General features: G+C 41.2%; 14 protein-coding genes and 4 tRNA genes. 6 read left to right on the forward strand and 12 right to left on the reverse strand.

Features of this window, described 5'->3' with window-relative positions; all coding sequences use genetic code 11:
• Positions 1 to 16: 16 nt before the first annotated feature.
• From rplJ to HUW51_RS03430, 11 genes are all read right to left on the reverse strand, one after another.
• The gene (rplJ, locus tag HUW51_RS03380) at positions 17 to 559 is read right to left on the reverse strand and encodes a 50S ribosomal protein L10 (protein ID WP_185272593.1); all 543 of its coding nucleotides are present in this window, start codon (positions 557 to 559) and stop codon (positions 17 to 19) included.
• A gap of 4 nt (positions 560 to 563) precedes the next feature.
• Entirely contained in the window at positions 564 to 1,262 is a 699-nt protein-coding gene (gene rplA / locus HUW51_RS03385; RefSeq protein WP_185272594.1) for a 50S ribosomal protein L1, read from the reverse strand.
• Between the two features lie 13 nt (positions 1,263 to 1,275).
• Complete coding sequence (gene rplK, locus HUW51_RS03390) at positions 1,276 to 1,719, reverse strand: 50S ribosomal protein L11 (RefSeq protein ID WP_185272595.1); 444 nt, start codon at positions 1,717 to 1,719, stop codon at positions 1,276 to 1,278.
• Positions 1,720 to 1,812: 93 nt separating this feature from the next.
• The gene (nusG, locus tag HUW51_RS03395) at positions 1,813 to 2,370 is read right to left on the reverse strand and encodes a transcription termination/antitermination protein NusG (RefSeq protein WP_185272596.1); all 558 of its coding nucleotides are present in this window, start codon (positions 2,368 to 2,370) and stop codon (positions 1,813 to 1,815) included.
• A gap of 11 nt (positions 2,371 to 2,381) precedes the next feature.
• Positions 2,382 to 2,573, reverse strand: a complete 192-nt coding sequence (secE, locus tag HUW51_RS03400) for a preprotein translocase subunit SecE (RefSeq protein ID WP_185272597.1) — start codon at positions 2,571 to 2,573, stop codon at positions 2,382 to 2,384.
• Positions 2,574 to 2,600: 27 nt separating this feature from the next.
• A tRNA-Trp gene (locus HUW51_RS03405) sits at positions 2,601 to 2,673 on the reverse strand.
• A 108-nt stretch (positions 2,674 to 2,781) separates the two neighbouring features.
• On the reverse strand, positions 2,782 to 3,969 hold the full coding sequence (gene tuf, locus HUW51_RS03410; RefSeq protein WP_185272598.1) for an elongation factor Tu: 1,188 nt from the start codon (positions 3,967 to 3,969) through the stop codon (positions 2,782 to 2,784).
• Positions 3,970 to 4,066: 97 nt separating this feature from the next.
• Positions 4,067 to 4,138: transfer RNA gene (locus HUW51_RS03415), tRNA-Thr, on the reverse strand.
• 49 nt (positions 4,139 to 4,187) lie between these two features.
• Positions 4,188 to 4,260, reverse strand: a tRNA-Gly gene (locus HUW51_RS03420).
• A 77-nt stretch (positions 4,261 to 4,337) separates the two neighbouring features.
• A tRNA-Tyr gene (locus HUW51_RS03425) sits at positions 4,338 to 4,420 on the reverse strand.
• A gap of 203 nt (positions 4,421 to 4,623) precedes the next feature.
• Positions 4,624 to 7,206 carry a M1 family metallopeptidase gene (locus HUW51_RS03430; protein ID WP_185272599.1) on the reverse strand — a complete coding sequence of 861 codons (2,583 nt, stop codon included), beginning with the start codon at positions 7,204 to 7,206 and terminating at the stop codon, positions 4,624 to 4,626.
• 87 nt (positions 7,207 to 7,293) lie between these two features.
• Here HUW51_RS03430 and HUW51_RS03435 point away from each other — a divergent pair, with 87 nt between their 5' ends.
• The 6 genes from HUW51_RS03435 to HUW51_RS03460 all read left to right on the forward strand — a co-directional run bounded on the left by HUW51_RS03435 (position 7,294) and on the right by HUW51_RS03460 (position 14,335).
• Complete coding sequence (locus HUW51_RS03435) at positions 7,294 to 7,791, forward strand: acetyl-CoA carboxylase biotin carboxyl carrier protein subunit (protein ID WP_185272600.1); 498 nt, start codon at positions 7,294 to 7,296, stop codon at positions 7,789 to 7,791.
• A gap of 157 nt (positions 7,792 to 7,948) precedes the next feature.
• Positions 7,949 to 8,659: a UMP kinase gene (pyrH, locus tag HUW51_RS03440; protein WP_185272601.1), complete on the forward strand. Its 711-nt coding sequence runs from the start codon at positions 7,949 to 7,951 to the stop codon at positions 8,657 to 8,659.
• A gap of 125 nt (positions 8,660 to 8,784) precedes the next feature.
• Positions 8,785 to 9,348 (forward strand): ribosome recycling factor, encoded by a 564-nt coding sequence (frr, locus tag HUW51_RS03445; protein WP_185272602.1) that lies wholly within the window; start codon positions 8,785 to 8,787, stop codon positions 9,346 to 9,348.
• 315 nt (positions 9,349 to 9,663) lie between these two features.
• Entirely contained in the window at positions 9,664 to 11,697 is a 2,034-nt protein-coding gene (locus tag HUW51_RS03450) for an alpha amylase C-terminal domain-containing protein (protein WP_185274420.1), read from the forward strand.
• 247 nt (positions 11,698 to 11,944) lie between these two features.
• Positions 11,945 to 12,571 carry a gluconate 2-dehydrogenase subunit 3 family protein gene (locus HUW51_RS03455; protein WP_185272603.1) on the forward strand — a complete coding sequence of 209 codons (627 nt, stop codon included), beginning with the start codon at positions 11,945 to 11,947 and terminating at the stop codon, positions 12,569 to 12,571.
• Positions 12,572 to 12,634: 63 nt separating this feature from the next.
• Complete coding sequence (locus HUW51_RS03460) at positions 12,635 to 14,335, forward strand: GMC family oxidoreductase (RefSeq protein ID WP_185272604.1); 1,701 nt, start codon at positions 12,635 to 12,637, stop codon at positions 14,333 to 14,335.
• 97 nt (positions 14,336 to 14,432) lie between these two features.
• On the opposite strand, the gene HUW51_RS03465 is transcribed toward HUW51_RS03460, so the two are convergent.
• On the reverse strand, positions 14,433 to 15,785 hold the full coding sequence (locus tag HUW51_RS03465; RefSeq protein ID WP_185272605.1) for a glycosyltransferase: 1,353 nt from the start codon (positions 15,783 to 15,785) through the stop codon (positions 14,433 to 14,435).
• Positions 15,786 to 15,832 lie beyond the last annotated feature (47 nt).

Raw genomic sequence — 15,832 nt, forward strand, 5'->3', positions numbered from 1 at the left:
TTATTTATTGTTTAAGTTATTCTTTTTCAGACAATGTTTTTAGGATACCAGCAAGTTTGTTACCACCACCCTGAAGTGCCGAAATAACATTTTTCGCAGGAGATTGTAATAGACCAATAATCTCGCCTATCAAATCTTGCTTCGACTTAATTGTGTTTAGTACTTCTAAGTTTTCAGCACCAACAAATACATCACTATCTATGTAAGCTCCTTTAAATGCTGGTTTAGGTTCTACACCTTTACCATAGGCTTCAGCTTTATAAAAAGCTTTTAAAAGCTTAGCAGGAGCACTTCCAGATTCTTTTGAAAACAAAACACCTGATTGTCCTTTTAAAGCCACATCTAACGATGTAGTATCTGCGTTCAAAGTATCTAGCGCTTTGCGGATTAAAGTATTTTTATATACTTTATACTCCATGCCTCTATCATAGCATAATCTCCGGAAACGATTGATACTAGCTACGGTTAAACCAGCTGCATTTGTAATATAAAAAACTTGATGTGTAGCAAATTTATCCGCTAGTTCATCAACTATAGCTTGTTTTTCTTCCCTTGTCATTCTCTTATTTTCCTGAAGTTAAACTTGGATCTACTGGAACTGCTGGACTCATTGTGCTAGACAATGTAATACTTCTGATATAAGTTCCTTTTGCAGATGATGGTTTTAACCGATTTAATGTTGAAATTACTTCTGAAGCGTTCTCGGCTAGCTTTTCCGGAGAAAAAGAAACTTTACCAATGCTCGTGTGAATAATGCCGGTTTTATCAACTTTAAAATCAATTTTACCTGCTTTTACTTCTTTTACAGCTTTGCCTACTTCAGGTGTTACAGTACCAGATTTAGGATTAGGCATTAAATTACGTGGACCTAAAATACGTCCTAAACGACCTACTTTAGCCATAACAGAAGGCATTGTAATAATTACATCAACATCTGTCCAGCCTTTTTCAATCTTTTGAATATATTCATCTAATCCAACGTAGTCTGCTCCAGCATCCTTCGCTTCCTGCTCCTTATCTGGAGTGCAAAGTACAAGAACCCGCACTGTTTTACCAGTTCCATGTGGTAATGTAGCTATACCACGAACCATTTGATCAGCTTTACGAGGATCTACTCCTAAACGCACGTCAATGTCTACAGATGCATCAAACTTGGTGAAAGTAATTTCTTTCACTACTCCTGCTGCATCCAGTAAAGAATATTCTTTATTCAGGTCTACTTTCGCTAAAGCAGCTTTCCTGTTTTTAGTATTTTTTGCCATTACTTTCTAACACTTATTCGCTCCATGGAGCTTTTCCAGTAACTGTAATCCCCATACTGCGTGCAGTACCTGCTACCAACTTCATTGCAGATTCAATTTTAAATGCGTTTAAGTCGGGCATTTTTGTTTCTGCAATTGCTCTAACCTGATCCCAGGTAACTGAACCAACCTTATTCCGGTTTGGTTCTTTTGAACCATTTTTAACTTTAGCAGCATCAAGCAGTAACACTGGAGCTGGAGGAGTTTTGATAACAAAGTCGAATGACTTGTCAGTGTAGATTGTAATCAGTACGGGACAGATTTGGCCGGCTTTATCTTGGGTTCTAGCATTAAATTGCTTACAGAACTCCATTATATTTAAGCCTTTAGAGCCAAGTGCAGGTCCAATCGGTGGCGATGGATTCGCGGCACCTCCCTTTACCTGTAATTTCAGGTAACCTTTTATTTCTTTTGCCATTTTTTAAAACTTCAGCTAATTGCTTAAGTAAAATTATTTATTTAGCTCCTTATTTTTAAAATTTGGTACTAAGAGCTGTTAACACCAAACCTTTTAAGATTCTTTCTCTACTTGCATGTAGTTTAACTCAACCGGGGTATTTCTACCAAAAATCTTTACCATTACGTTGAGTTTCTTTCTTTCTTCAAACACCTCTTCTACAGTTCCGGCAAATCCATTAAATGGTCCATCCATCACCTTCACTGTTTCTCCAACTATAAATGGAGATTCTAAAGTTTCTTCTGTTTCATCCGTTTCATCAACCTTGCCCAGAATACGATTTACTTCAGACAAACGTAAGGGAACCGGCTTTTTCATTGCAGAACCTTCATTAGCTCCCAAAAATCCAATCACACCTGGAGTACTAATGATGATGTGCTCTGCTTCACCGTGGGATAGATCAGCATGAATTAAAATGTAGCCTGGAAAAAAATTACGCTCTCTAACTCTTTTTTTTCCATTCCGCATTTCGTAGACTTTTTCTGCCGGAATTAGAACTTGCGGTACGTAGTCTGTAAGCTCTTGCCGGGCAATTTCGGTTTCAAGATAGGATTTAGCCTTTTTTTCTTGACCACTTACCGCACGAACTACATACCATTTTAAATCTGCCATGAACTTCTAGATTAAAATTGGTTATAAAACCACGATAAAGTAGAATCGTACACAAAATCCATGAGGCCTACAACAATCGCAAACACAATTGAGCCTACCAACACTAATACCGAGCTATTTTGCAACTCCGCATATTTTGGCCATGAAACACGGTGTCTCATTTCCTCAACTGTATCACTGATATATTTCTTAACCTTTTCCATCTACTACGAAATTGCCAAAATTATTTGCACGGGTGGAGAGACTCGAACTCCCAGCCAATGGTTTTGGAGACCACTACTCTACCAATTGAGCTACACCCGTAAAAAATGCACACCATTTTTGAAATGGAGTGCAAATTTAATTAATTTATATATATAAACAAATCCGCTCCCAGTTTTTATTTGAGAGCGGATTAAATTTATTTAAAAATTAGTCTAAAATCTCAGTTACCTGACCAGCACCTACGGTACGACCACCTTCACGAATCGCAAAACGTAAGCCTTTCTCCATTGCTACTTTGTTAATTAATTTAACAGTAATAGTAATGTTATCACCAGGCATAACCATTTCTACACCTTCTGGCAGAACAATTTCACCAGTTACGTCAGTTGTACGCAGATAAAACTGTGGACGGTATTTGTTAAAGAATGGCGTATGACGACCACCTTCTTCTTTAGATAATACGTAAACTTCCGCTTTAAACTCAGCGTGCGGTTTAACAGAACCTGGCTTGCAAATAACCATACCTCGACGGATTTGGTCTTTGTCGATACCACGTAACAATAAACCTACGTTATCACCAGCTTCACCTCTGTCTAGGATTTTGCGGAACATCTCTACCCCTGTTACTGTAGATTTTAAACCTTCAGCACCCATACCTAAGATATCAACAGGTTCGCCAGAGTTGATTACACCACGCTCAATACGACCAGTAGCCACAGTACCACGACCTGTAATAGAGAACACGTCTTCTACTGGCATCAAGAATGGAAGATCTGTTAAACGAGTAGGAATTGGAATAAAGTTATCTACTGCTTCCATTAATTGCTCGATAGTAGCAACCCACTTAGCATCTCCATTTAAACCACCTAATGCAGAACCTTGGATTACCGGAATGTTATCACCATCGAAATCGTAGAATGATAATAATTCCCGAATTTCCATTTCTACCAGCTCTAATAATTCTGGGTCGTCTACCATGTCAACTTTGTTCATGAAAACAACTAGTTGAGGTACACCTACCTGACGAGCCAACAGGATGTGCTCACGAGTTTGCGGCATTGGACCATCTGTAGCAGCCACTACCAGGATAGCGCCGTCCATCTGGGCAGCACCAGTAACCATGTTTTTCACATAGTCAGCGTGACCAGGGCAATCTACGTGTGCGTAGTGACGGTTAGCCGTAGCATATTCCACGTGAGAAGTGTTAATGGTAATACCACGTTCTTTTTCTTCGGGAGCGTTATCGATAGAGGAGAAATCTCTTTTCTCGGCAAGACCTTTGTTCGCTAAAACCTGAGTGATAGCGGCAGTCAGGGTTGTTTTACCGTGGTCAACGTGCCCGATGGTACCGATGTTAACGTGCGGCTTCGAGCGATCAAAATTTTCTTTTGCCATTGTATTTTTATTATTGAATTGTTAAATTTTTATTATTTCATTAATATACAAAACCGCTTAACAAGCACAAAGCTTCGCTAAGCGGAAAATGCTATTGAGCCAACGATGGGAATTGAACCCACGACCCCTTCCTTACCAAGGAAGTACTCTACCCCTGAGCTACGTCGGCAGCATTATAGAACTTTAAAATTCCACAAGTTCTATACTGTTGGTGTTTGAGCGGGAGACGAGGTTCGAACCCGCGACCTACAGCTTGGAAGGCTGTCGCTCTACCAACTGAGCTACTCCCGCTTATGTAACTTTCGAATGAGAGGTTTGCAAGATAAGCACAATTGCCATTACACAAACATTGTTCATTCTTTTAAATGTGGGGAGAGAAGGATTCGAACCTTCGAAGTATCACTACAACGGAGTTACAGTCCGTCCCATTTGGCCGCTCTGGAATCTCCCCGGCTTCATTAATTTAAAGAACCACCCTGATTTAACAGCGAGGCTGTTTCGTAAGGAGTTGCAAAATTAGATGGTTTTTTTTCTTTGTCAAACTTTTCTGCAAAAATGTTTTACAGTTTTTAATTTTATTTGGCAAGCTCAATTTTACACATTCGCAACCATCCACATTTACCATTGAATTTCAAGTAATTACTTAATTTTCGGCTAATCCGGAATGTTGGTGTAAATCCGAATCAGCTTTGGATCTTTTTCATTTTTTTTAATTTCTATCAACTTCTTTCGCTGTTCCTCAGAATCTGAAGCTATGCTTAGGGCTTGAAAAGCAGCTAACCTTATAAAATAAGTCTCGTGGTTGCGGGCCATATCTTCTAATTTTATTATCCCCTTGTTAAGATCTACCTGAGGGCCAAAGTTCATTAAAAAGCCGCCAAAATTTTGAGTAAAGAAGTATAAATTCTCACCTTTTACAATTTCAATATTTTTTAAAAACCAATCGAAGTAAGTTGGATTACCAAAACGAGCATAATAACCCGACAGTGCTCTTAATAATTCGCTACTTGTGCTATTATCAAATTGTTTTAATTTAGGTGCTACTTGCCCATTTTTGGTAGTAATTAAGCCTTCGATACCGGCTGCTATTACCGCATAAGATGAATCGGAAAGAGATTGTTCTAAAATTTCGAAAACTGCGGGGTTATTCAGCGAGGCAATGGCCGTAACGGCATCTGCCCGCACAGCGCTTTTCTGGTCTTTTTTAGCTACTTGTTGCAATTCCTTAAATAAGATTTCAGACTCTGAACCGGTATATTTAGCCAGGGCATTCAATGCTGCCGATCTTATCTGAAAAGTTTTATCTTTTAAAGCTGACCGGATCATGGCTAGTACAGCGGGCTCATTTACTTTTTCGGTTAATTTGGTTATTGCTTCGTACTTCGGTAAATATTGATCAACATTATAAAACTGGTAAATTAATTCAGCCTCCGTTTTAGGATGATCTATTGTACCTAATAACTGCTGCTTGGCGTCGAATACCACCAGTTCAGGTTGAGACTTAACCGGAAATTGAAATTCTTGTTGTGCTTTGGTAATAACAATTTCATGCTCTTTCTTTTCTTTGCCATTATAAATAGCAATTGTTACAGGCAGGCGATAAACAGGGGTATAAAGGGAGTCTTGTTGCTGCGTGACAGCCAGTTTTACTTGACCGTTTTGGTAGGTATGCACCACTTTTAAGTCTGGGTGGCCAGGTTTTAAAAACCACTGATCAAAAAACCAGTTTAAATCTTCGCCGGTTACATCCTCAAAGGCCATGCGCAGCTCGGCTAACTCTACGGAGGTAAATTGGTTTGCTTTTAAGTAGTTGTGTAAAGCCGTAAAAAAAGCTTCATCACCTACATAATTCCGAAGCATGTGTAAAACCCGGCCACCTTTGGCGTAAGAATGGCTGTCAAACATATCTTCTTTATCCTGATAATGATAACGGATTAAGGGTTCTTGTTTGGTTTCGGCTTCGGCTAAATATTCATTAAGTTCCTTCAGGTTTAATGCATCGGCAGCGGCTTTTCCATTTTTGTGTTCCTCCCATAAATATTCGCTGTAATTGGCAAAAGATTCGTTTAAAGGCAAGTTAGCCCAGCTTTCCAGGGTTACTAAATCGCCAAACCATTGGTGAAACAGCTCATGTGCAATAATAAAATCCCAGTTTGTATCTAATAACTCTCGCCGGGAAAGTTGTAAGCTTTCCATAAAAACCGAAGCAGTAGTATTTTCCATTGCTCCAGAAACGTAATCGCGCACTACCACCGAAGCATATTTTTGCCACGGAAAATCCATTCCTAATTTTTTAGAAAAGAACTCCATCATTTCGGGAGTATGGCCAAAAACAGCTTTAGCCGTATTTTTAAATTTTGGCTCTACATAGAAATCAACATTTAAATTACGCCACTTATCGCGCACCACCGCAAATTCTCCTACTGCCATCATGGCTAAATAAGGCGCATGGGGCTTATCCATTTTCCAGTAATCCGTTCGGGTACCATCGGGGTTCTTTACTGAGCTTACCAGTAAACCGTTAGACAGGGTCGTGTATTGCGGATCTACGGTTATGTAAAATTCCTGCGTCATGCGCTCATTCGGCGAATCTATCGTGGGTAACCAGGCTGAATTAGCTTCTGTTTCACCCTGGGTCCATATCTGCTTAGGTTTGTTAGGTTCTTTGCCTAACGGATTTATAAAATACAAACCTTTATCGGATGTAATAGCCACACTGCCTTTTACTTGCAGGTTATTGGGGTTGGCAATGTAATTAATTAGTAATTTATATTCCTGATTACGGGTGTAGGTTTTGTCGAGTTTTACGGTAAGTTTCAGGTTATCATAAGTATATTGCAAATCTTTAGTAGCCGTGCCACTTACTAGTTTAACACGCTGAATCGTGAAACCTTTCGCATCCAAAACAGCGGTATTCTGCGGATAAAAATACGGCTTTAAAGTAAGCACCGCTTCTCCGATGGCCTGTTGCTTGTTCCAATCAAAACGAATTTTAAGACGCGTATGAATTAAATCAGAAAGCAGGGTTCTTGCCGGTTGATAAGGCCCTTTTTTAGATACCCACTCCGGGATACTATCCTGCTGCAAAGTTATGGTATCACGTAGCGGTACCGGAGCCACCGAGGAGACGGCAGTATTGTTATTGGTTACCGGAATATTTGCTAGATTGGTTTTACAACCAAACCCACCCAACACAGCCAGTATGATACTAAGGCCACCCCAAAACTTATCACGCATTTCCTTAATTGTTTTAAATTTGCCGGCAATTTCTACATTTACTTCCGGATTTCAATTATATTTGGGGCCCAAAAGAATATCATTATTATGCTACAAGTAAAAACTGCTAACGGAAAACAATGGCAGATTGATATCAAAAAAAATGAAATACTTGTAGATACTGCTCCTTTTTCCTGGGATTTTGTGCCTCTTGGCGCTAACCGATTTCACATTATCCATAACCACCAATCTTTTACGGCCGAACTAGTTAAAGCGGATTATGTAACTAAAACATTTATTATTAAAGTAAATGGCCAATTACACGAGCTAGCTTTGCAGGATCGCTTTGACCTGCTTTTAGAAAAAATGGGTATGAGCCAGGTGAATGCGAATAAGATTAACGAAGTAAAAGCGCCCATGCCCGGTTTAATCCTTGACATAAAAGTTTCTGTGGGCCAAGAGGTAAAAAAAGGAGACCCCATAATAATTTTGGAAGCCATGAAAATGGAAAATATTTTAAAATCGCCGGGCGATGGTTTAGTAAAAGCCATTAAAGTGGCCGTACGCCAGAACGTAGAAAAAAATCAGGTTATTCTGGAATTTTAAGTTTGCCTGGGCACAAAGCGCAGGTTAGAAAAGTAAGAGCAATTACCATTTAACTTTAAGGGCAGTAACTACAACCAGCAATTAACTAAACTGGTGCATTTAAACGGACTAATAATTAATTAAAACCAAAGAGTTTAAACTTTGGGTAATAAGCTAAATGAAATACAAACGAATTCTTTTAAAATTAAGCGGCGAAGCGCTAATGGGCGAGCAACAATATGGTATTGATACCAAACGCCTGATCCAATATGCGCACGAAATTAAAGGAGCCGCCGAACAAGGAGCCGAAATTGCGGTAGTAATTGGTGGCGGTAATATCTACCGCGGTTCACAGGCCGACTCCATGGGCTTAGACCGGGTACAAGGCGATTACATGGGCATGCTAGCTACGGTTATTAACAGTATGGCCCTGCAAAGCGCTTTAGAAAAAGAAGGTATTACAACCCGGTTGCTCTCCGGTATCAATATTCAGCAAGTTTGTGAGCCTTACATCCGCCGCCGGGCCATGCGCCACTTAGAAAAAGGCAGAGTGGTAATTTTTGGAGCAGGCATTGGTAGCCCGTATTTCACTACCGATTCGGCGGCTAGCTTGCGGGCCGTTGAGATTGAGGCCGATGTGGTTTTAAAAGGAACCCGCGTAGATGGCATTTATACAGCCGACCCCGAAAAAAATCCGGATGCAGTTCGTTTTACGCATCTTACTTTTCAGGATGTATTTGAGAAAAACCTGAACGTAATGGACATGACGGCTTTCACACTTTGTAAAGAAAATGACCTGCCTATTATTGTATTCGACATGAACCGGGCGGGCAACTTACGTCGTATTTTAGACGGCGATGATTCGGTGGGCACCTTGGTATCTTCTTAAACGTAGCAGTTTACCGTTTCACATTCCGCTATTTTTTACATTTTGTAATTATTTAAAATATTACTTTTTTACGTACGTTTAGCGTTTAGTTTTAACTGCGCTTATTATATCGATAACTTAATTGTATGGAAGAAGAAATTCAGTTTTATCTCAGCGAAGCAGAAGAATCAATGGCCAAGGCCTTACAGCATACGGGTGTTGAACTAAGTAAAATTCGGGCCGGAAAAGCTTCACCCGCTATGATTGAAGATTTACGGGTAGATTATTATGGCACTTCCACGCCTATTTCGCAGGTAGCTAACATCAGCACCCCCGATACCCGTACTTTATTAATTAAACCTTGGGAAAAAAATATGCTGGGTGAAATTAATAAAGCTATAAAAAACAGTGATTTAGGTTTAAATCCATTACAAGAGGCCGATGCCGTACGTTTAAATATTCCGGCTTTAACCGAACAACGTCGGCGGGATTTGGTAAAGCAAGCTAAAGGCGAAGGCGAAAGCGGCAAAGTACGGGTTCGTAACATTCGCAAAGATGTTAACGATTCTTTGCGCAAGCTTTTAAAAGAAGGTGCTGCCGAAGATGCCATTAAAGATGCAGAGGTAAAAGTGCAAAAGCTTACCGATTCTTACATTGTAAAAGTAGATGACCTGCTGAGTAAAAAAGAATCAGAAATCATGACAATTTGATTTTTTTAAAAATATAGTAGAAAAGCCCTTTTGTTAGAAGCAGAAGGGCTTTTCTGTTTTTTGTAGTGAGAAGAAACACCCGCATTTAACCCGGATAGTAATCAAAGAACAAAAAAAGAAATAGGGTTGGTAATAGCGCTGCCGAAAATGAAAAATTTTTAAAATTTAACGCCGGCGCTAGTTTTTTACCTTTACAACAGGAAGTACAATTTGCCAAAAACAAAAAAAAAAGAATTAAAACTGGCAAAAACCTTATCTTACCAAGGCAAAGATTCGTTTACCGGGACATACAATTTACGCAAGAACATAGCCTGTATGGAAGAAATAGAGAACATACCCCAATTAGTTAAAGACGATGGCTGGCTTAGTCCTTTTACCCCAGATATAATTAAACGCCAGGACCAGTTTAACTTAACCCTGGAGCAAATACAACAACAATACGGATCACTTCCTGATTTTGCCAATCAGCACCAATATTTAGGCATTAATTACGATCCTAAAAATGAAGGTTGGTGGTACCGGGAGTGGGCACCAGCCGCCCGGCAACTTTCTCTAATCGGCGATTTTAATAACTGGAATCGTAGCTCGCATCCTTTGCAAAAAAAGGAAGGAGGTATTTGGGAAATATTTTTACCAGATCAGGAATACGCCAACGTATTTGGGCATCAAACCAAAGTAAAAGTACACGTAGATGCGGCCAATGGGCAACTCGACCGGATTCCGCCTTACATTCGGCGTGCCGTTCAGGATCCGGTTAGTTATGATTTTGCCGGCCAGGTATGGTTGCCCGAAGAATCGTTTATCTGGACCGACGAAGCCTTTTCAGTTTCTACTATTACCGAACCTGTAATTTATGAATGCCATACCGGCATGGCGCAGGAAAAAGAAGGCGTTGGAACATACCGCGAATTTGCCGATGAGATTTTACCCCGCATTCACCGGGGCGGTTATAATTGCATTCAGTTAATGGCCGTAATGGAACACCCGTATTACGGTTCGTTTGGCTACCATGTATCTAACTTTTTCGCGCCGTCTTCGCGTTTTGGCACGCCCGAAGATTTAAAATATCTGGTAAACGAAGCCCACAAATTAGGTATCGCCGTGATTATGGATGTGGTACACTCCCACGCGGTTAAAAACATTGCCGAAGGTTTAGCTAATTTTGATGGTTCCGGTGATCAGTATTTTCATGCGGGTCCGCGGGGCTTCCACCCTGGTTGGGATTCGCGGTTATTTAACTACGGCAAACCAGAGGTTCAACAATTTTTACTTTCAAACTTAAGATACTGGCTCGAAGAGTTTCATTTCGATGGTTTCCGGTTTGATGGGGTTACCTCCATGTTGTACCACCACCACGGCGAAGGCGTAGCTTTTGACAACTACAGCAAATATTTTGTGGAAGGAGTAGATAACGATGCCATACTATACTTGCAACTGGCTACCACCCTGGTGCAGGAAGTAAAACCCGGCGCTATTTGCATTGCCGAAGACATGAGCGGCATGCCGGGCCTTTGCCGGCCCATAGAGCACGGAGGTGTTGGTTTCGATTACCGGTTAGGCATGGGTATTCCGGATTACTGGATTAAGCTTTTAAAACATACCCGCGACGAAGATTGGAATATTTACGAGATGTGGGGCGTACTTACCAATCGGCGGTACCTGGAAAAAACCATTGCTTATGCCGAGTCGCACGACCAGGCCTTAGTGGGCGATAAAACCCTGGCCTTTTGGCTCATGGATAAAGAAATGTATTTTCACATGAGCGTAAACGACCCTAACTTAATTATCGACCGGGGCATAGCTTTACACAAAATGATTCGGCTTATCACCATTTCTTTGGGCGGCGAAGGTTATTTGAATTTTATTGGCAACGAGTTTGGCCATCCGGAGTGGGTAGATTTTCCGCGGCAAGGCAATAACTGGAGTCATAAACACGCCCGCCGGCAATGGTCCTTGATTGATAACCCAGACTTAAAATATAAGTTTATGGGGAATTTTGATCAGGCTATGATTAAAACTATTTTAAAAAATCACGTTTTAGCTGCTCCCCAGGCCCAGCAACTAAATATGGATACCGCCAACAATATTATCGTTTTCGAGCGGGCTAACCTCATCTTTGTTTTCAACTTTAGTATACAAAATTCTATATTCGGGTACACTTTTACCGTGCCCGAACCCGGCACCTACCAGCTTATTTTAACTTCAGATGATGCTGATTTCGGAGGCTTTAACCGCATAGATTCAACAGTGGAATATTTTACTTACACCGAAGAAGGAGTTGCGAAGCTACGCATTTATAGCACCAACCGCACCGCTCTGGTTTTTAAAAGAAAGCCAGAATTTAGTTAAGCAGCCATTATAGTTTTAAGATTTATACGAAAAAGTAGGGTAAATACCTGCTTTTTTTATGTTTTTACCTTTATACTTTTTCAAACAAAAAACTTTATTTTTTAAAAATTAACTAATAAAAATTATAATTCATTATTCCAGATATATAATTCTCAAATCGTATAAATACTTAAGTAGTTTTTGAAATAAAATCTTGTAAATTGTTTACAATTAATTGTAAATCTAACTCCCTTTCAAAAATTAACTAATGGACAGAAGAGAAGCTATGCTGCGCGTGGCCGCTTTAATGGGCAGTACCATTTCCGCTCCGCTCCTATCTGGCTTGTTGTACAGTTGCGAAACTAAAACCAGCAACAACCAAGACACTAAAACTACTACCCTTGTCTCGGATAAACACAAAGCCATGATTGAGGAAATCACGGAAATTATTATTCCGGCCACCGACACTCCGGGGGCCAAAGAAGCTAAAGTTCCGGATTATGTATTAATCATGTTGGCCGATTGTTATCCGGAAAAGGATCAGCAACGTTTTTTTAAAGGATTAGATACTTTAGATGAGCGTGCCAAACAAGCCCACGGCACCGAATTTTTAGATTGCAAACCCGACCAACAAGTAGCATTGCTCCAGAAAGAAGAGGCCTTAGCTAAAGCAGAACGGGAAGAACAAAACCGAATAAAAGCCCAAGCTAAAACCCGCGCCGAAAAAGAGAAAGAAGCTGAACCGCCGTTCTTCTCGATGATGAAAGAAATGACGCTAGTGGGCTATTTTACCTCGGAGTTAGGCGCTACCAAAGCCTTAGCCTATGTGCATGTGCCCGGTAAGTTTGAAGGTTGCGTTCCATTAAAACCAGGTCAGAAAGGTTGGGCTACTTAATCAGGGCCACTATAACATCTCCGAACGCCTATTTTTTAAAAAATTCTTTAGATTTCTCTTTTCATGAATATAAACGGTAAAGCAAAAGAACAAAATACCTACGACGCTATAGTTATTGGCTCGGGCATCAGTGGCGGTTGGGCCGCCAAAGAACTCACCGAAAAAGGCTTAAAAGTTTTATTACTCGAACGGGGCCGGAACGTAGAGCACGTAAAAGATTACACTACCGCCATGAAACATCCCTGGGAGTTTGCTCACCGCGGTAAAATCACTTTAGCGCAAAAAGAAACCCACCCTTACTTAAGCCGGGATTACCCTTATAACGAAACCAACGAAAGTTTCTGGATAAATGATAACGATGCGCCTTATAGCGAGAAAAAACGTTTTGACTGGTACCGGGGCAATATTGTAGGGGGTAAATCTATCATGTGGGGGCGGCAGTCTTATCGCCTCGCCGATCTGGACTTTGAAGCCAATGCCAAACAAGGTATTGCCGTGGATTGGCCCATCCGGTACAAAGATATTGCGCCCTGGTACGATTACGTAGAGAAATTTGCGGGCATTAGTGGCGCCAAAGAAAACATACCCCACCTGCCCGACGGCGAGTTTTTGCCGCCCATGGAGTTAAACTGCGTGGAGAAAGAAGTTAAAAAACACATTGAATCTAAGTTTAAAGGCCGCCACCTTACCATTGGCCGCGTAGCTAACTTAACTCAACCGCATAACGGACGGGCCTCTTGCCAATATCGTAATTTGTGTAGCCGGGGCTGCCCTTTCGGCGCTTATTTTAGCACCCAGGCTTCTACGTTACCCGCGGCCGTGGCAACTGGTAATCTTACCTTGCAGCCCCACTCTTTAGTAAGCAACATTATTTTTGATGAAAAACTAAATAAAGCTACTGGGGTAACGGTAATAAACACAGAAACAAGCGCTACTACCGATTACTTTGCCAAAATCATTTTTGTAAACGGCTCTACGCTGGGTACCACTTTCATCCTGTTAAATTCAATCTCTAACCGTTTCCCGAATGGTTTAGGTAACTCCAGCGGGGAATTAGGCCGTAATTTAATGGATCATCATTTCCGGATTGGCGCTACCGGTGAAGCCGAAGGTTTTGAAGATCAATATTACTATGGCCGCCGGGCTAATGGCATTTACATTCCGCGTTTCCGCAATTTAGGTAACGAAAAACGCGACTACATCCGGGGTTTTGGCTACCAAGGTGGCGCTAGCCGCGATAGCTGGATGCGCGGCGTGGCCGAAATGGGCATTGGCGCTAACTTTAAAGAAGAACTCACCAAACCCGGACAGTGGAAGATGAACTTAACTGGTTTTGGCGAATGCCTGCCCTACTCCGATAACCGGGTTACTTTAAACAAAGAACGGAAAGATAAATGGGGCTTACCTACCCTGGACATTGACGCCGAGTTTAAAGACAACGAAATGAAAATGCGGAAAGATATGATGAACGATGCTGCCGAGATGTTGGAAGCCGCTGGTCTTAAAAATGTGACCACCTACGATAATGGTTCTTATCCCGGTATGGCAATTCACGAGATGGGCACCGCTCGTATGGGCCGCGATCCTAAAACGTCGGTATTAAATGCTTTTAACCAAATGCACGAAGTTAAAAACGTGTTTGTAACCGATGGCGCCTGTATGACTTCGGCCGCTTGCCAGAATCCATCTCTCACGTATATGGCTTTAACCGCCCGGGCTGCTGATTACGCCGTTAAAGAATTGAAAAAAGGCAATATTGCATAGCCTAAACGTAAATGCCGTTAACTTAAAATAACAAAGGCCGACTAAATAGTCGGGCTTTGTTATATATGATAGCGTAGAAAAGTAAAAATTTTAAAAATTACGCTTGTTCTACTACTTTCTCCAAAATTTCCAGAATCTCCTCAGCGGCATTTTCCCAGGTAAGTGATTCAATGTCCTGGTAAGAATCAGTAATTACTTTTTCCCGCAACGTTTCATCCTGCAGTAAAGAAATAATGTGCGCCGCCATCGTTTCGGTATCATTATAATCAGCTTTTAAAGCACTGTGCAACACCTCCGCAGCACCAGATTGGTTGGAGAGTACGGTTGGCACACCGTATTGTGCCGCTTCAATGGCCGATAATCCAAAAGGTTCGGATACCGAAGGCATGCAATACACATCAGCAATGGCTAACAAATTATCAACTTTCTCCCGGTCCAAAAACCCGGTAAATTCAAATTTATTATCTAGTTGTAAATATTGATCAGAGTTTAACAGTTCTTGCAACTGGTTACCAGTACCCGCCATTACAAACTGCACATCTTTTGTTTGCTCTAATACTTTAGCGGCAATATCCAGGAAATAAGAAGCTCCTTTTTGTTCAGTTATCCGGCCCAAAAACAAAACCAGCTTGTCTTCGTCCGACGATTTTTCTTTACGTACCGGCTGTTTCGGATCAATACCGTTGTAAACCGACTGGATACGTTCCGGCGAAATCCCGTACTGCGTTTGAATTATCTTGGACGTGTACTCACTCACCGGAATTATAAAATCAGCTTTTTCTAAGGCTTGTTTTTCCAGCTCATAAATCCATCCCTGGCTATCTTTACCGGCCCGGTCGTAGCTAAGCGAGTGCACGTGTACCACCAAAGGCTTACCACTTACCAATTTTAATTCTACCCCGGCCAGAAAAGTCATCCAGTCGTGGGCATAAATAACATCAAAGTCTTTTTGCGAAGCCAACCGGGTAGCATACCGGGCATACTGGATAACCGCTGAATTAGCATCCATTTTTTCGAGGCTGGTGTGGCCAAACACGTTTAGCTCTTCTACTGGCTCGGTAATTGTAACTGGATGATAGGCGGGTTTAACCGGAGCCGTAACAGTTTCGGCGGCCTGTTCGCTTTTAGTAGTGCTAGTTTCCGGAACTATAGCTACTTGTTCCTCGGCTTCCTGGTAAGGTAAAATGTTAGCCGGCACGTACATAACCTCGCCAAAAGCCGAATATTCTGGTTTGGTAAATTCTGCTTTAATATTCTGAATATCGATGTTGTTAAGACCGGTTAAATCTACATTTTGAAGAATAAAATCCGGGTCCGATTTAGGCAGGATGAGCGTAAGATCGACCTTACCTGCCAGAGATTTAGAGATACCATAACAGGCAGCACCTAATCCGCCAGTAACAATTGGGGGGAACTCCCAACCTAACATCAATACTTTTAGCTTTTTCATGTAAGTAGCTTCTTTAACAACGTCTGAAAACAGAACCAATAATTTAT

It is taken from the genome of Adhaeribacter swui (genome assembly GCF_014217805.1).
GTDB classification, from domain to species: domain Bacteria; phylum Bacteroidota; class Bacteroidia; order Cytophagales; family Hymenobacteraceae; genus Adhaeribacter; species Adhaeribacter swui.

What these genes read in the sequence shown, in the direction of transcription:
- tuf (WP_185272598.1), bottom strand. Translation starts at nt 3,969, where the DNA reads ATGGCAAAAGAAAATTTTGATCGCTCGAAGCCGCACGTTAACATCGGT.
- secE (WP_185272597.1), bottom strand. Translation starts at nt 2,573, where the DNA reads ATGGAAAAGGTTAAGAAATATATCAGTGATACAGTTGAGGAAATGAGA.
- HUW51_RS03430 (WP_185272599.1), bottom strand. Translation starts at nt 7,206, where the DNA reads ATGCGTGATAAGTTTTGGGGTGGCCTTAGTATCATACTGGCTGTGTTG.
- HUW51_RS03465 (WP_185272605.1), bottom strand. Translation starts at nt 15,785, where the DNA reads ATGAAAAAGCTAAAAGTATTGATGTTAGGTTGGGAGTTCCCCCCAATT.
- frr (WP_185272602.1), top strand. Translation starts at nt 8,785, where the DNA reads ATGGAAGAAGAAATTCAGTTTTATCTCAGCGAAGCAGAAGAATCAATG.
- nusG (WP_185272596.1), bottom strand. Translation starts at nt 2,370, where the DNA reads ATGGCAGATTTAAAATGGTATGTAGTTCGTGCGGTAAGTGGTCAAGAA.
- pyrH (WP_185272601.1), top strand. Translation starts at nt 7,949, where the DNA reads ATGAAATACAAACGAATTCTTTTAAAATTAAGCGGCGAAGCGCTAATG.
- HUW51_RS03460 (WP_185272604.1), top strand. Translation starts at nt 12,635, where the DNA reads ATGAATATAAACGGTAAAGCAAAAGAACAAAATACCTACGACGCTATA.
- rplK (WP_185272595.1), bottom strand. Translation starts at nt 1,719, where the DNA reads ATGGCAAAAGAAATAAAAGGTTACCTGAAATTACAGGTAAAGGGAGGT.
- HUW51_RS03455 (WP_185272603.1), top strand. Translation starts at nt 11,945, where the DNA reads ATGGACAGAAGAGAAGCTATGCTGCGCGTGGCCGCTTTAATGGGCAGT.
- HUW51_RS03435 (WP_185272600.1), top strand. Translation starts at nt 7,294, where the DNA reads ATGCTACAAGTAAAAACTGCTAACGGAAAACAATGGCAGATTGATATC.
- rplJ (WP_185272593.1), bottom strand. Translation starts at nt 559, where the DNA reads ATGACAAGGGAAGAAAAACAAGCTATAGTTGATGAACTAGCGGATAAA.
- HUW51_RS03450 (WP_185274420.1), top strand. Translation starts at nt 9,664, where the DNA reads ATGGAAGAAATAGAGAACATACCCCAATTAGTTAAAGACGATGGCTGG.
- rplA (WP_185272594.1), bottom strand. Translation starts at nt 1,262, where the DNA reads ATGGCAAAAAATACTAAAAACAGGAAAGCTGCTTTAGCGAAAGTAGAC.